This is a genomic window from Actinomycetospora sp. C-140, from assembly GCF_054796175.1.
This window is the reverse complement of the sequence record NZ_JBTWNF010000012.1, coordinates 126278-140147: the sequence shown is the minus strand read 5'-3', so window position 1 is coordinate 140147 and position 13870 is coordinate 126278. Positions and strand designations below refer to the sequence as shown.

Here is a 13870-nt window from a genome sequence, read left to right as displayed (position 1 = left end):
CCATGAGCCCCACGAACGCCGAGCAACGGGTGGCGGTGCTCCTCGCACCCGAGCGCATGTCCGTCGAGACCCGTCCCGTGCCGGACCCCGGCCCGGCCGAGGTGCAGGTGGCGGTCCGGGCGGTGAGCGTCTGCGGCTCCGACGTGCACTACTACGACCACGGGCGCATCGGCGGCTTCGTCATGCACGGGCCGCTCGTGCTCGGCCACGAGACCTCCGGGGTCGTCACGGCGGTCGGCGACGGGGTCGACGCGCAGGCCGTCGGGACGCGGGTGGCCCTCGAGCCCCAGCGCAACTGCGGGCGCTGCGAGCAGTGCGTCCGCGGGCGCTACCACCTCTGCCCGTGGATCGAGTTCTTCGCGACGCCGCCGGTCGACGGGTCCTTCGCGCAGTACGTGACGGTCCCGGCGCACCGCGCCCACCCGGTGCCGGACACGCTCTCCGACGACGCCGCCGCGATGATCGAGCCGCTGGCCGTGGCCGTGCACGCCGCGGGTAAGGCGGACATCGGGCCGGGGACCCGCGTGCTCGTCACCGGCGGCGGGCCGGTCGGCCTGTTGTGCCTGCAGGTGGCGCGGGCTCGCGGCGCGGCCCACGTGACGGTGTCCGACCCGGTGGCGCGCCGCCGGGAGGTCGCGACGGGCTTCGGCGCCGACGCCGCCGTCGACCCGGGCGCCGGGACCGACCTCCCGCCCGCCGACGTCGTCCTGGAGTGCAGCGGCGTCCAGGCCGCCCTCGACCTCGCGATCGCCGCGACGGCGCCCGCCGCCACCGTCGTCCTCGTCGGCACCGGGGCGCAGGTGACGCTGCCGCTCGACGTCGTGCAGGCGCGGGAGCTCACCGTGAAGGGGACCTTCCGCTACGCCCACGTCTACCCGGCGGCGATCGCGCTGGCGGCCTCGGGCGCGGTGCGCCTCGACGACATGGTCACCTCGCACCACGACCTCGACGGCGCCGTCGACGCGCTGCTCGCCGCGCGCCGGGACCCGGGCGCCATCAAGGCCGTGGTGCGGCCCGGGTGACGTGAGCGGGATTCCCGGTCATCGCCGGGAATCCCGCTCACGAGGTCACGCGGCGAGGCTGCTGACGGCCTCGCCGGCGCGGCGGGCGATGCCCCGGATCTGGTCGCCGGGACGTTGCTGCTCGCCGGCCCGGGAGGAGAGCACCACCAGGGCGCCGGTCAGCGCGGGCACGGCCACCTGCAGGACGCGGAGCTGGCGCTGCGCGTGGTGGACGTCCATCGGCAGCTGCTCGGCGGCGGCGCTGGTGGCCTGGCCGGCACGCTTGTCGGCCTCGCGGGCGAGCTCGCCGACGTTCGAAGCTCCGCCGTGGCTCACCGTCGCGTCCGGGACGTGCGAGGTCGTCGCGGACCGGACACCGGCGTCGGCGTGGATCACCGCGTCCTCGATCTTCTTGCCGACGAGGCGGGTGTAGACCGAGGCCGCGACCGCGGCACCGGTCAGCGCGAACTTGGTGACCACCGTCGCGGTGTGGCCCTTCTGCGCGACGGCCCGCCGGCCGTTCGCGGCCAGCAGGCCGACCCCGCCGACGGTGTGCGCGGCCATCGCCGCGGTGTTGACCGGGCTCCACTTCGCCCAGCCGATGCTCTCGAGCTTGTCGGCGGTGCGGCGGTCGCCGGCCTCCTCGGCGGCGGCGTTCAGGCCGGTCAGGCCGAACAGCGAACCGCCGAACCAGGCGGCGAGGCCGACGTCGTGCAGCGCGCGGAGGGTGGTGTCGCGAGTGCTCATGACATCGGGCGTATCCGGCCCCCGCCGGGACACAACCGTGACGCCCGTGACGTCAGAAGTCGCGGGCGACCTCGTGGGGCATGCCCCGGGTGATCCGGCGCAGCTGCACGCGGCGGGCGAAGCGGATGCCCGGCCGGATCCCGAGCTGCACGCTGCCGATCACGAACAGCGTCACGCCCAGGTTGAACAGCTCGTGCCAGTAGAAGGCGACGCTGCCGACGGTGAAGAACAGGCAGATGCCGATGTCGTTGACGATGCTCATCAGCTCGTAGCGCTGGCGCAGGACCAGCTCCTGGGAGCCGATCGTCAGCGTGAGCGCTGCGCCACCGTCGCCGTCGGGGTCGTCGGTGTCACCGCTGCCGTCGGCCGTCTGCGGGTTCATGCTGCCCGTGATGGGTGATCCCGCGGCGCGGCAAACGTCACCCGACCCGGACCTCGACTCGCCGGCTCGCGTCGAGCGTCGCCAATGGCCGGGCCGGGCCCACGCCGACCGGGGTGAGACGGCCGGTGGGCACGCCGGCGGCCTCCAGCCGCCGGACGATCTCCTGGGCCCGCTGTTCGGAGAGCTGCTGCGCCCCGCCGGTCTGCTCGCCGGTCGGGGCGGTGTGGCCCTCGACGGTGACCCGCGGACCGGGTGTCGCCGCGAGCACGGCGGCGAGCCGTCCGATGGACCCGGAGGTGTCGGCGTTCGGGGTCGCGGAGTCGGCGGCGAAGCGCAGCGGGGCGGCGGCGAGGACCTCGTCGATCGTCGACTGGAGCACCGCCACGTCGGGGGTCGGCGCGGTGCGCGCCCCGGCGGACCGTCCGGTGGGCGTCGCAGCAGCAGGTGGCGCGGCGGCGGAGGCGGGGGTGGGGACGTCGGACCGTGTCGCGGTGACGGCTACCGCGATCCCGCCCGCGGCGAGGACGGCGATCAGGGCGAGGAGGAGCAGCAGGCCCCGGCGCCCGGCGCGTCGCACGGCGTGGGTCCCGCCGCCGGCGCGTCCCGTGCCGCCCCACCAGTGCGCGCCGCCGGGACGGTCCGTGACGCGCCCGCGGTGGTGCCCTCCACCTGTCACCGGCGCGTCACCCCCTTTCACCTCGCTCCGCATCGAGCGGTGCGCGCACTGTGCCCGCTTCGTGCCCCGACGCGCCCGCACGTGCCCGAGAAGCGGCCGGACGGCCCCGCGTCGCTGCGGCGACCGGCGTACGTGGGCGGACGTGGGGCCGTCAGGCCACCAAAGATCGCTCACCAGGGGCGCGTCGCGGGAGGCGGCGAACCGGTGACGCGGGAGGATCGCGCACCGTGAGCGCCCCATGACCTCCCCGAACGCCGAGCCGGCCCTGCGCGTCCTGCGTCGCGAGGACGTGCTGGCCGCGGCCGCCGACGTCGACCCCGTCGCCAGCGTGGAGGCGACGCTGCTCGCCCACGCACGCGGCGCCACGACGCTGCCCGACGAGGCCTACCTCCCCTGGCACACGCCGTCCTCCGGCGTCTTCGCGCGCAGCCTCGCCCTGCCCGGCGCCGTGTGGGGTGACCGGCCCGCGGTGGGCCTCAAGGTCATCAACTCCAGCCTCGACAACCCGTCGCGCGGGCTGCCGCGCGCGCAGGGCTGGACGTTCCTGTTCGACCCCGACACCGCACGCCCGGTCGCGATGCTCGAAGCCGCGTGGATCTCGGCCACCCGGACCGCGGCCTACACGGTGCTCTCCGCCCGCCGCCTCGCCCCGCCCGACGTCGGCCGCATCGCCGTCCTGGGCTGCGGCGCGCTCGCGGAGTCGCACCTCGACCTGCTGGCGCGCGAGTACCCCGAGGCGTCCGTGGTGGTCCACGACGTCGACCCCGCGCGGGCCCGGTCGTTCGCCGCGCTGCGCCGTGCCGACGTCGCCGACGACCCGCGGGCGGCGGTCGAGGGCGCCGCCCTCGTCGTCTGCACCACCACGACCACCACGGGCTACATCGCCCTGGACTGGCTCGCGCCCGGGGCGCTGGTCGCCCACGTCTCCCTCGACGACGTCCTGCCCGACGTGGTCACCGGCGCCGACCTGGTGGTGGTCGACGACTGGGGCCTCGTGGCCGCCGACGACCGCCGCCTGCTCGGCCGGATGCTGCGGGAGGGCACGCTCGCGGCGCCGGGGGAGACGCGGCCGGGCGCCCGGACGGTCGACGCGACGCTGGCCGAGATCGTCGCCGGCACCCACCCGGGCCGGGCGGACGCCTCCGACGTCGTCCTGAGCAACCCCTTCGGCATGGGCGTCCTCGACGTCGCCCTCGCCGCCGACGTCCACGACGCCGCCCTGGCCCGCGACCTCGGCACGGTCATCGAGCCGTAGCCATACGTGAGCGAACTTTGGTGCTATGGCACCAAAGTTCGCTCACGTACCTACTCGGCGCCGGTGCGCGGGGTGAGGCCGGCGGCGCGGATGCCGGCGACGACGGCCTCCTCGTCGGCGGTCGACGCGTCGCCGCTGGCGCCGACCGCGCCCAGCAGCGTCCCGGCGTCGTCGTGCACGAACACCCCGCCCGGCACCGAGAACACCTTGCCGCCGGTCAGCGACGCCACCGAGGTGAAGAACTCCGCCGAGTCGGCGGCACGGGCCGCGATCGCCCGGCTGTCCATGCCGAGACCGAGCACGCCGTAGGCCTTCGCCGTCGCCACGTCCGGGCGCAGGAAACCGGACCCGTCCTCGCGGCCGAGGGCGACGAGCGCGCCGCCCGGGTCGAGCACCGCGATCGTCAGCGGCTTGAACCCCTGCGCGCGGGCGTGCGCGAGGGCGGCGGACACGACGGTCTGGGCCTGCTCGAGGCTGATGCTCATGGCCGGGCCGTACCCGGCGGAGGTCCCCGGATATCACCGGAGACCGCACGTGAGCGCCCCGTCGCCGGTCCTCCCGCCGAGCCCGTCCGGGTGACACCGACCGGCGACCCCACGTCACCCACCGTTCGTCCGCGGTCACCGACGGCTCACCGCGGGACACGGTGCCTGCTCAGGACGGGGGTGATCAGGGTCGACTAGGGTGGATCCGTCCGTCACGGAGGGAGGGACGGCGGTGGAGTCACGGTTCGACGCTCCGGCACACGACGTGTCCGAGGCTCCCGCAGCTCCCGTCACGCCCCCCGCTCCGCCCGCCGCACCCGCGACCCCGGCGGTGCCGGCGGCCCCCGGCCCGCTGGACGGCTTCGAGGAGGGCGTGGTCATCTGCGACCGCGCCGGCCTCGTGCGCGCGGCCAACCCGGCGGCGCAGGAGCTCCTGCCGCACCTGCGGATCGGCGAGATCATCGACGTCGCCCGCTGCGAGGCCCTCGCGCGGGCCGTGCGCGACGGCGAACCGGAGGGCTTCGAGGCCGTCGTCGAGCACGGCACCGGTGAGCGCCACCTGCGCGGGCGCCGCGGCACGGCCATCGGTCCCGTCCCGCCGCTCCCGCCGGCGACCCGCGAGGGCGACCGGTACTGGTACCTGCGCGACGTCTCCGACGAGCAGGCGCGCACCGATTCCCTGCTGGCGGCCCAGGAGCGTGCCGCCTTCCTGGCCGAGGCCGGCCGGGCCCTGCACGGCGTCCTGCACCTCGACCGCACCGCGCGCCGCGTCGTCGCCCTGGCGGTGCCGCGCCTCGCCCCGGGGGCCGTACTCGTCGTGCGCCACGACGACACCGTCACCTGGGCCGCCGCCGAGCTCGGCGGCGGGCGCCCCCGCGTCGGCCACGCCGCGGCCGCCGACCTCGACCGCGTCCCGCACCTCGCCGCCGTCCTGGCCGGCGAGGGCGACGGCAGCGGCGACCCCCGGGTGAACGACCAGATCGAGACGCTGACGGGTCGCCGCCCGGCGACGGGCGACGCGACGCTGCGCGTGTGCCCGGTGCCGATCACCGGCGTCGTCGAGGCGTGCGTGGTGCTCACCGACCCGCGCGTGGAGGCGAACCAGGGCACGCTCGCCGCGGCGGAGGAGGACCTGCTCTCGTCCTACGTCGCCCGCGCCGGCACGGCGCTGGCCGCCGCGGCGCTGCACGAGGAGCAGTCCCACCTCGGCACCGTGCTGCAGGAGAGCCTCGCCGCGCCGCGGCTGCCCGAGACGCCCGGCGTGCTGTGGGGTGCGGCCTACCGCCCCGCCCGCGAGACGATGCGCGTCGGCGGCGACTTCTACGAGGTCGTGGGCACCAGCGAGCGGCCCGCGTTCCTGCTCGGCGACGTCTGCGGCAAGGGCATCGAGGCCGCGGTCCTGTCGGGCCGGGTGCGCCAGTCGTGGCACGCGCTGCGACTGCTCGAGGACCGGCCCGGCCACATCCTCCCGCTGCTCAACACCGCCCTGCTCGACGCCGTCGCCACCCGCGACGAGGACCCGCGCTTCGCGACGATGGTGCTCGGCGACGCCCGCCCGGCCGACGACGGCACGGTCGAGCTGCGCCTGGCCACGGGCGGGCACCCGCCGCCGCTCGTGCTGCGCGCGGACGGCGAGGTCGAGGCCGTGCCGGTGGCGGGCATGCTCGTCGGCGGGATCCGCGAGGCCCGCTTCGGCGAGGTCGAGGTGCGCCTCCGGCCGGGCGACACGTGCCTGCTCTACAGCGACGGCGTGCTCGAGGCCCGCGGCTCCGGCGACTTCTTCGGCGAGGAGCGCCTCGCCGCCGCCCTGCCGCCGTGCGCCGGCGCCCCGCCGCAGGTGCTCTGCGAGCACCTCGAGCAGGTGGTCGTCTCCTGGCTCGACGGGCACGACCACGACGACGTCGCGATGCTGGCGATCCAGGCACCGCACGACCCGGGGAGCCGGGCGTGACCGACATCGACGCGCGCCGCGCCGCGTACCTCGAGCGGCTCGCCGCCGCCGACGAGGCCGGCGCGGTCGCGGTGGCCGTCGACGCGCTCGACGCGGGCGTCGATCCCGAGTCCGTGCTGCTCGACGTCGTCGCCGGCGCCCAGCGCGAGGTGGGCGACCGCTGGGCCGCGGGGGAGTGGACCGTCGTCCAGGAGCACGTCGCCACCCACATCAGCGAACGGGTCGTGGCCGCGGTCGCGCGGCACTCGCCGGCCCCGCGCCCCTCCGGCGCGGGCACGGTCGCCGTCGCCTGCCTCGACGGCGAGTGGCACGGGCTGCCGGCGCGGCTGCTCGCCGAGGTCCTCGCCCGCCACGGCTGGTCGGTGGAGTTCCTCGGGGCGTCGGTGCCCGCCGCCCAGCTCGCCACGCACGTGCACCGCGTCGGACCGGACGTCGTCGCGATCTCCAGCTCGCTGCCGTCGCGGCTGCCCGCGGCGCGGCGCATGGTCGAGGCCTGCCGGGCCACGGACACGCCGGTGCTCGCCGGGGGACCCGCCTTCGGCGCCGACGGCCGCTGGGCGCGCGCGGTGGGCGCCGACGGCTGGGCCCCCGACGCCCGCGCCGCCGCCGCGATGCTCGCCGCCGACCCGGACGGACCGTGGCACGCCGACGCGGCCGAGGGCGGCACGACCGCGGGCGACCGCACCGGCCGCGAGGAGCAGGGCGTGCTGCACGCCCGCCGCGCCGAGCTCGTCCGCCTCGCCGCCGCCGCGGCCCGTCCCGACGGCGGCGACCCGACCGACGAGCTCGCCGACGACCTCGGCCACCTCGTCGACTTCCTCGCCGCGGCGGTCTTCGTCGACGACCCGGCACTGTTCGACGGGTTCGTCTCCTGGGTGGGCTCGGTCGCGATCCCGGCCGGGCTGCGGGTCGCCGAGCTCGCGCCGGTGCTCGACGCGCTCGCGGCCGCGCTGGCAGACTCCCCGCGCACGGTTCGGCTCCTCCGTGAAGCCCACGGAGGCCTGCCCGCCCCGGTGGGGTGAGAGAGGCGCGATGACCGAGCTGACCATCCGCACCGAGCGCAGCGGCGACGGCACCGTCGTGATCGTCGGTGGAGACCTCGACTACGACAGCCACGGCCGCCTCGACGACGCCGTCGGCGACGCGCTCGAGGCGCCGACGTCCGAGCTCGTCCTCGACCTCGAGGCGGTCACCTACTGCGACTCCTGCGGGCTGCGCGTGCTCATCGGCGCCCACCGCCGCGCCGAGGAGGTCGGTGCCTCCTTCGCGCTGCGCGGGGTGCACGGCCAGCCCGCCCGCGCGCTCAAGCTCACCGGGCTCGACCAGGTCTTCGGCTAGCCGATCACCTCGTCGGCCACCCACCGCGCGACGCCCTCGGGCCACGGCGCCGGCAGGCTCAGGACGACGTGGGTGACCCCGGCCCCGACCGCGTCGTCGACGGACTTGCGCGTCTCCTCCGGGCGGTCGTAGGACACGGGCAGGACGACCGAGCGCGTGATCTCCGACGGGTCGCGGCCGATCTCCGCGCAGTAGCGGTCGAGCAGGGCACTGCGCTCGACGACGTCGGCGATGTCGCCGCCGGGCATGTTCCAGCGGTCCGCGTGCCGCGCGACGACGCGCAGGGTCCTCGCCGCGCGGCCCCCGATGAGGATCGGCGGGTGCGGGCGCTGGACGGGCTTCGGGTTGCCGAACGCGCCGGTCAGCTGCACCGCCGAGCCGTGGAAGTCGAACGGCTCCTCCGCGGTCCACAGCTTCTTGATCACCGTGCAGGCCTCGTCGAGGGCGGCCACCGAGTCGCCGAAGTCGTGGTAGGGCAGCCCGTGGGCGTCGTACTCGCGCCGGGCCCACGGGATGCTCGGGCGCGAACCGGCGCCGATGCCGAGCTCGAGCCGTCCGCGCGAGACGACGTCGACGGTCGTCGCGATCTTGGCGAGGACGGCGGGCGGCCGGATGCGGTTGCTCGTCACGAGCAGGCCGAGACGCAGGCGCCCGGTCTGCGCGGCCACCGCCGCGAGCAACGTCCAGCCCTCGAGGATCGGCCCGTCGATGTCCCCGGCGATCGGCAGGAGGTGGTCGAAGAGCCACGCGTGCTCGATCGCGGGCACGGCGTCGGCCTCGCGCCAGACGCGCAGGACGTCGTCGTAGGCGACCTGCTGGGGCGCGGTCGCGATCCCGAAGCTGACGGTGGGTGCCATGGGAGTCCTCCCCGGGACGGGCGGCGTAGACGGAACTCTGTTCCGTCTACGATACGGAACACAGTTCCGGTGTGCCAGCCCCGCCGGGAGCTACCGCGCCTCGACGAAGGCGAAGAACGTCGCCGACCACCGGTCCGCGGCGTCGACGTGCGGGCCGTGGCCCGACTCCTCGAAGATCTCGATCTCGGCGCGGCCCCCGGCCGCCCGGTAGGCCTCCATCACGTCGCGGATCTGCGTGACCATCGGCTGCGGCGGGAAGACGTCCGCGCCGGGCCAGCCGGGCACGACGCCGCCGGCGCCGAGGGTGCCGAGCTCGAGCGCCGAGCCGTCGGCGACCACCACGTCCCGCCCGCCGTGGGTCCACAGCACCGGCGGCCTGTCGGGCAGCGTGGGCAGCCACGACCAGTCGCAGTACTTCGGGGACAGGGCGTTGAGCAGGCCGCGCGTGCCGGGCGCCGCCCCGGGCCAGTGCGCCGAGGTCACCGCGTCGCCCGGGTAGCCGTCGTCGGAGATCGTCGTCAGCAGGATCTCGTCGACGAGGACGTCCTCGCGGTCGCGGGGCTCGCGGTGCCCGGCGCGCCAGTACGTCGCGTTCATCACCGCGCGGGGCGAGAGCGGGCTGTCCTCGGTGCGGTCGCGGTCCCGGAGACGCTGCACGAACTCCGGGTTGGCGACCCCCGCGCCCGAGCCCGCGACGTCGGGCCAGCACGGGGTGCCGTCGCGGAACACGCCGCCGAACCCGTACGGCGAGACCGGGTCGAGGAAGGTCAGCGACGCCACCGGCCGCGCGCGGGCGACCAGCGCGATCGCCGCGCCCGCGGTGGACCAGCCGACGAGGTGCGGCGGCCGGTCGACGCCGAGCGCGTCGAGGAAGCCGACGAGGTCGTCGGCCCAGTCGCCGAGGCCCCGGGTGGCGTCGATCGGCGCGGGCTCGCTGCGCCCGAAGCAGCGCATGTCCGGGGCGAGCAGACGCCAGCGGTCGGGAGCGCCGGGCATGAGGTGCTCGAAGAACCGGCCGGTGGAGAGGTTGCCGTGCACGAACACGACCGGCTCGCCGTCCGACGGCCCGGACTCGAGGTAGTGCGTGCGGATGCGGCCCTGGACCTCGGCGGCCCGGACGCCGGGCAGGAGGTCCATCACGGGCTCACGGGCGTCGTGTCGGGGAGCCGCGCCAGCAGCGCGTCGGCGTCGGTGCCCGGCGGCAGGGTGCCGAAGGCGTACCCGCTCCCGCCCTCCACGCGTGCCGCGACGTAGGCGTCGGCGACGGGCGCGGGGGCGTGCCGGACGAGCAGCGCGCCCGAGAGCAGCACCGCCATCCGCTCGGTGAGCCGCCGGGCACTGCGCTCGTCGGCGTGGGCGAGCTCGGCCTCGACCTCCTTGCGCCCGGCGTCGATGCGGTCGTCGACGCCCGACACCTCGGCCCGCCAGGCCTCCAGCGAGGCCGGTTCGCGGGCCAGGATGCGCAGCAGGTCGAGCGCGTTGACGTTGCCCGAGCCCTCCCAGATGGAGTTCAGCGGCGACTCGCGGAACAGCCGCGGCATCCCGGACTCCTCGACGTAGCCGTTGCCGCCGAGGCACTCCAGCGCCTCGCCGACCACGGCCGTCTGGCGCTTGCAGATCCAGTACTTGCCGAGCGTGACGCCGATCCGCCGGAACGCGGCCTCGTGCTCGTCGTGGCCGCTGCGGTCCTGCGCCCCCGCCAGGCGCAGCGCCAGCGTCACCGCCGCCTCCGACTCGAGGGCCAGGTCGGCGAGCACCTCGCGCATCAGCGGCTGGGAGATCAGCGGACGTCCGAACGCCGACCGGTACCGCGCGTGGTGCGCCGCGCGCGACACCGCGGTCCGCATGCCCGCCGCCGAGCCCAGCGCGTTGTCCAGCCGCGTGCAGGCGACCATCTCGATGATCGTGCGGACCCCGCGGCCCTCGTCGCCGACGCGCCAGGCCACGGTCTCGTCGAACTCCGGCTCGGACGAGGCGTTCGAGCGGTTGCCGAGCTTGTCCTTGAGGCGCTGGATGCGGAACGTGTTGCGCGTGCCGTCGGGCAGCACCCGCGGCACCAGGAAGCAGGTCAGCCCGGCTCCCCCGCCCGTACCCGTCGCTCCGCTCGCCCCGCCAGCCTGCGCCAGCACGAGGAACAGGTCGCACATCGGGGCGCTCGTGAACCACTTGTGGCCGGTGAGCCGGTAGTGGTCCCCGTCGGGGCGGGCCACGGTGGCGTTGGCGCGGACGTCCGAGCCGCCCTGCTTCTCGGTCATCCCCATCCCGGCGAGCAGGCCGCGCTTGGCGTCCGGCGCCCGCAGACCCGGGTCGTACGTCCGGCTGGTCAGCCCGGGCCCGTACTGCGTGAGCAGCTCCGGCGCCGCGCGCAGGGCGGGCAGCACCGCGTAGGTCATGGAGATGGGGCAGCCGTGCCCGGCCTCGAGCTGCGACCAGGTGAGGAACCCGGCGGCGCGGGCGACGTGGGCGCCCGGCCGGGCGTCGGGTCCCTGGGCCCACGGGGTGCCCGCGAAGCCGTGGCCCACGGCCTCGGTCAGCAGCGCGTGGTAGCCGGGGTCGTAGTCGACCTCGTCGACGCGGTGCCCGACGCGGTCGTGGGTGCGCAGCCGGGGTTCGTTCCGGTGGGCGGCGTCGGCCCACTCCTGCGCGTCCGCCGAGCCGGCGAGCCGCCCGATCTCGCCGAGCTCGCCGCGGTACCACCCGGCCCCCTCGCGCTCCAGGGCCTCGAGCAGGGGCGGGTCGTCGGCCACGTCGTGACCGACGAGGTCGGGGACCTGGTTGGTGACCTCATGCGTCGCGGACACGGGCGGATCCGACCACGCCGCGCGCCCGGCTGCCAGGTCCGGGCGCCGGCCCGCCGCGGGCCAGCGCGACGAGGGCCGGCCGGTCGAGCAGGTGATAGACGCCCCGCCCGACGGCCTCGATGATGCCCCGCTGCCCGAGCGAGGCCAGCGCCTGGTTGACCGACTGGCGGGCGGCCCCGAGACGGCTCGCGATCTCGGCCTGGCGCAGCGGGACGACGACGAGGTCGGAGCCGGCCTGCTGGGAGGCGAGCAGGAACTTCGCGACCCGCCGCGTCACCGGCAGCGAGCCGAGGTCGGTCATCTGCTCGGTGAAGGCCTGCAGGCGCTCGGCGATGTGGCGGGCGATCGCGATCCCGAGCTCGCGGTCCGCCTCGAGCATGGCGGGCAGGACCGTCGCCGGGACGCGCAGCAGCCGCGTGGCGTCGAGGAGGCCGCGCATCGTGGCGAAGTACGGGATGTCGGCGACCACGTTCTCGAGGCAGAGGCTCTCGTGCCGCCGGTCGCTGACGAAGTACAGCATCGACTCGGGATCGGTCGGTTCCCCGCGCCACGCGCCGACACGTCCGTGCAGCAGCACGAAGAACGCGTCCGGCGCCTCGCCGGACCGGTAGAGCGCCTCGTCCCGCGCCAGCGTGACCACCGAGCAGGCGTCCGCGACGGCGGCGACGTGCGCCGGGGAGAGTCGCCGGAACCACTCGATCCCGGCGATCTCCTCGACCCTCGGCCGCATGGGCGAACCGTAGCGTGGTTTGCGATCACCGTCTCGGGGTCGGCGGGCCGGATTCGGTCAGGACCGGGACGAGCCCTGCAGCCGTCGCCGCGCGCCGCGGCGCAGGCCCTGTCCGACCGACCGGATCGCGGGCGGGGTGCCCGGGAGGCGGGCGTAGCGCGGTGGCATCCCGAGCACGACCCAGCGCCGCAGGAGATGCTCGGTCTCCGGGGCGGGCCGGCCGGCGACGATGTCATCGAACGCCGCGTGGCCGACGCGCTCGCCCGCCGACGTGTAGCTGCGCATCAGGCCGTTCTCGAACGCGTACCACGCCGAGGGGTAGCGGAAGACGAGGTGCACGTCCTCGGTGCCCCGTTCGACGCGGAAGAGCGGGTTGACCTGCAGGTCCCCGGCGCCGTGGGCCGGTGGACCCGGCCGCGGACCGGGGTCGTCGAAGACGGTCGTGTCGCGCGAGCTGACGAGCCCGAGCCATTTCTGCTCGTCGAGCCCGGCCGGGTCGCGCTCCGCGCCCAGGTCGAGCCCGTGACCGGCGCGGTAGGCCTCGATCAGCTCGTCCTCACAGGTCAGTCGGACGGGCGCGTCGGCCACGAGCACGGCGTAGCCCTCGGGGGTGCGCTCGTGGTCGCCGTCGTGGGGCTCGAGCAGCCGGTTGCCGACCCGGTCGATGACGACGGTGTCGTCGACCGCGACCCGTCGCATCTCGTCGGCCGCGCCCTGCTGGGCGTCGAAGAGGTGGAAGGCGTCCGAGCACAGCGACGCCGCGAACGTGTCGTCGGCGAAGGGCAGGGCGTCCACGCGGTCGGCGCACACGAAGGCCTGCTCCGGGGCGACGTAGCGGCGTCCGACCCAGAGCTGGAAGAAGTTGCGGTCGACCCCGATCGTCGCGACCGGCTCGTCGCGCACGCCCAGGTGGTACATGAGGTGCCCGAAGCCGCAGGCGAGGTCGAGGACGGGGCCGCGCCCGGCGGGCAGGTGGCGCGCCAGCTGGATCGACGCGACGTAGCGCGGCTGCCCGTAGCGGGCGAAGAAGTACGGGAAGATGTCGTCCGCGATCTGCTCGGAGGAGCGCGCGTAGCACAGCTCCATCCAGTCCTGCGCGGTCAGCGACTCGTGCTCGCCCAGCATCGCGGCGACCTCGCCCTTGCGGGCGGCGTGCGCCAGCAGCGGCCACGGCCCGCGGGTGAAGGGCACGCGCAGGCCCCGCCGCGTCCCGAGGGCGAAGGGCACGGGCGGCGGGAAGGCGAGCATCGCCACGAGGGCGTCGAAGCCGCGGTCGGCCCGGAGCATCGCCACGAGCTGGTGGTGATCGGGGCCCGCGACCTCGGTGCGTCCCGTGACGTGGTCCTGCACGTCGACGCGGCCGCGGCGCACGACCGGGATGGAGTCCAGCACCGGGTACTCGCTGCAGCGGCAGTGCAGGAGCCCGAAGCGGCCGCCGGCCAGCGGCTGGGTGGGCGTCGGGACGAAGGTCGGGGCAGCCCCGCACTCCGGGCAGCGCAGCACACCGCGGTCGGCGGGGTGCTCGAACAGCAGGGATTCGGACATCGCTCTCTTTCGTCGCAATATACGTTAGGCGCAATGGCTGTACATTCAGCGTACGACAAGAGGAGTGATCGGCGGCACACCCGGCCCCCCTCGTTGCGCCGG

14 protein-coding genes are annotated in these 13870 nt (G+C 75.8%); 5 read left to right on the top strand and 9 right to left on the bottom strand.

What is annotated here, in order from left to right:
* The first annotated feature begins 2 nt into the window (after window positions 1–2).
* Window positions 3–1022, top strand: a complete 1020-nt coding sequence (locus ACR9E3_RS20355; protein WP_460382345.1) for an NAD(P)-dependent alcohol dehydrogenase — start codon at window positions 3–5, stop codon at window positions 1020–1022.
* 45 nt (window positions 1023–1067) lie between these two features.
* Here ACR9E3_RS20355 and ACR9E3_RS20350 read toward each other — a convergent pair whose 3' ends face one another.
* From ACR9E3_RS20350 to ACR9E3_RS20340, 3 genes are read right to left on the bottom strand one after another with little or no spacing between them, the layout of a single operon-like run.
* Window positions 1068–1748: a hypothetical protein gene (locus ACR9E3_RS20350; RefSeq protein ID WP_460382344.1), complete on the bottom strand. Its 681-nt coding sequence runs from the start codon at window positions 1746–1748 to the stop codon at window positions 1068–1070.
* Window positions 1749–1800: 52 nt separating this feature from the next.
* A complete protein-coding gene (locus ACR9E3_RS20345; RefSeq protein ID WP_460382343.1) occupies window positions 1801–2130 on the bottom strand; it encodes a YrhK family protein in 330 nt (109 codons plus the stop codon).
* A 37-nt stretch (window positions 2131–2167) separates the two neighbouring features.
* The gene (locus tag ACR9E3_RS20340; protein ID WP_460382342.1) at window positions 2168–2806 is read right to left on the bottom strand and encodes an OmpA family protein; all 639 of its coding nucleotides are present in this window, start codon (window positions 2804–2806) and stop codon (window positions 2168–2170) included.
* A 238-nt stretch (window positions 2807–3044) separates the two neighbouring features.
* Between ACR9E3_RS20340 and ACR9E3_RS20335 the strand changes: the two genes are divergently transcribed.
* Window positions 3045–4061, top strand: coding sequence for an ornithine cyclodeaminase family protein (locus ACR9E3_RS20335; RefSeq protein WP_460382341.1), 1017 nt, complete (start codon window positions 3045–3047; stop codon window positions 4059–4061).
* Between the two features lie 50 nt (window positions 4062–4111).
* Here ACR9E3_RS20335 and ACR9E3_RS20330 read toward each other — a convergent pair whose 3' ends face one another.
* Window positions 4112–4546: a GlcG/HbpS family heme-binding protein gene (locus ACR9E3_RS20330; RefSeq protein ID WP_460382340.1), complete on the bottom strand. Its 435-nt coding sequence runs from the start codon at window positions 4544–4546 to the stop codon at window positions 4112–4114.
* A 331-nt stretch (window positions 4547–4877) separates the two neighbouring features.
* Between ACR9E3_RS20330 and ACR9E3_RS20325 the strand changes: the two genes are divergently transcribed.
* From ACR9E3_RS20325 to ACR9E3_RS20315, 3 genes are read left to right on the top strand one after another with little or no spacing between them, the layout of a single operon-like run.
* Window positions 4878–6497, top strand: coding sequence for a PP2C family protein-serine/threonine phosphatase (locus ACR9E3_RS20325; protein WP_460382339.1), 1620 nt, complete (start codon window positions 4878–4880; stop codon window positions 6495–6497).
* Entirely contained in the window at window positions 6494–7519 is a 1026-nt protein-coding gene (locus ACR9E3_RS20320; protein ID WP_460382338.1) for a cobalamin B12-binding domain-containing protein, read from the top strand. Before ACR9E3_RS20325 ends, ACR9E3_RS20320 begins: the two co-directional genes overlap by 4 nt.
* A gap of 10 nt (window positions 7520–7529) precedes the next feature.
* A complete protein-coding gene (locus tag ACR9E3_RS20315) occupies window positions 7530–7835 on the top strand; it encodes an STAS domain-containing protein (protein WP_460382337.1) in 306 nt (101 codons plus the stop codon).
* Here the strand turns inward: ACR9E3_RS20315 and ACR9E3_RS20310 are convergent.
* The 5 genes from ACR9E3_RS20310 to ACR9E3_RS20290 form a co-directional block, all read right to left on the bottom strand.
* Complete coding sequence (locus ACR9E3_RS20310) at window positions 7832–8692, bottom strand: LLM class flavin-dependent oxidoreductase (RefSeq protein WP_460382336.1); 861 nt, start codon at window positions 8690–8692, stop codon at window positions 7832–7834. The genes ACR9E3_RS20315 and ACR9E3_RS20310 overlap by 4 nt on opposite strands.
* Window positions 8693–8782: 90 nt before the next feature.
* Window positions 8783–9829: an alpha/beta fold hydrolase gene (locus ACR9E3_RS20305; RefSeq protein WP_460382335.1), complete on the bottom strand. Its 1047-nt coding sequence runs from the start codon at window positions 9827–9829 to the stop codon at window positions 8783–8785.
* Entirely contained in the window at window positions 9829–11493 is a 1665-nt protein-coding gene (locus ACR9E3_RS20300; protein WP_460382334.1) for an acyl-CoA dehydrogenase family protein, read from the bottom strand. The genes ACR9E3_RS20305 and ACR9E3_RS20300 overlap by 1 nt, the downstream gene beginning before the upstream one ends.
* Window positions 11477–12223 (bottom strand): Crp/Fnr family transcriptional regulator, encoded by a 747-nt coding sequence (locus tag ACR9E3_RS20295; RefSeq protein ID WP_460382333.1) that lies wholly within the window; start codon window positions 12221–12223, stop codon window positions 11477–11479. Before ACR9E3_RS20295 ends, ACR9E3_RS20300 begins: the two co-directional genes overlap by 17 nt.
* Before the next feature lie 57 nt (window positions 12224–12280).
* Window positions 12281–13768, bottom strand: coding sequence for a class I SAM-dependent methyltransferase (locus ACR9E3_RS20290; RefSeq protein WP_460382332.1), 1488 nt, complete (start codon window positions 13766–13768; stop codon window positions 12281–12283).
* Window positions 13769–13870: the final 102 nt, after the last annotated feature.

What these genes read in the sequence shown, in the direction of transcription:
- ACR9E3_RS20335 (WP_460382341.1), top strand. Translation starts at nt 3,045, where the DNA reads ATGACCTCCCCGAACGCCGAGCCGGCCCTGCGCGTCCTGCGTCGCGAG.
- ACR9E3_RS20355 (WP_460382345.1), top strand. Translation starts at nt 3, where the DNA reads ATGAGCCCCACGAACGCCGAGCAACGGGTGGCGGTGCTCCTCGCACCC.
- ACR9E3_RS20290 (WP_460382332.1), bottom strand. Translation starts at nt 13,768, where the DNA reads ATGTCCGAATCCCTGCTGTTCGAGCACCCCGCCGACCGCGGTGTGCTG.
- ACR9E3_RS20295 (WP_460382333.1), bottom strand. Translation starts at nt 12,223, where the DNA reads ATGCGGCCGAGGGTCGAGGAGATCGCCGGGATCGAGTGGTTCCGGCGA.
- ACR9E3_RS20350 (WP_460382344.1), bottom strand. Translation starts at nt 1,748, where the DNA reads ATGAGCACTCGCGACACCACCCTCCGCGCGCTGCACGACGTCGGCCTC.
- ACR9E3_RS20305 (WP_460382335.1), bottom strand. Translation starts at nt 9,829, where the DNA reads ATGGACCTCCTGCCCGGCGTCCGGGCCGCCGAGGTCCAGGGCCGCATC.
- ACR9E3_RS20310 (WP_460382336.1), bottom strand. Translation starts at nt 8,692, where the DNA reads ATGGCACCCACCGTCAGCTTCGGGATCGCGACCGCGCCCCAGCAGGTC.
- ACR9E3_RS20345 (WP_460382343.1), bottom strand. Translation starts at nt 2,130, where the DNA reads ATGAACCCGCAGACGGCCGACGGCAGCGGTGACACCGACGACCCCGAC.
- ACR9E3_RS20315 (WP_460382337.1), top strand. Translation starts at nt 7,530, where the DNA reads ATGACCGAGCTGACCATCCGCACCGAGCGCAGCGGCGACGGCACCGTC.
- ACR9E3_RS20330 (WP_460382340.1), bottom strand. Translation starts at nt 4,546, where the DNA reads ATGAGCATCAGCCTCGAGCAGGCCCAGACCGTCGTGTCCGCCGCCCTC.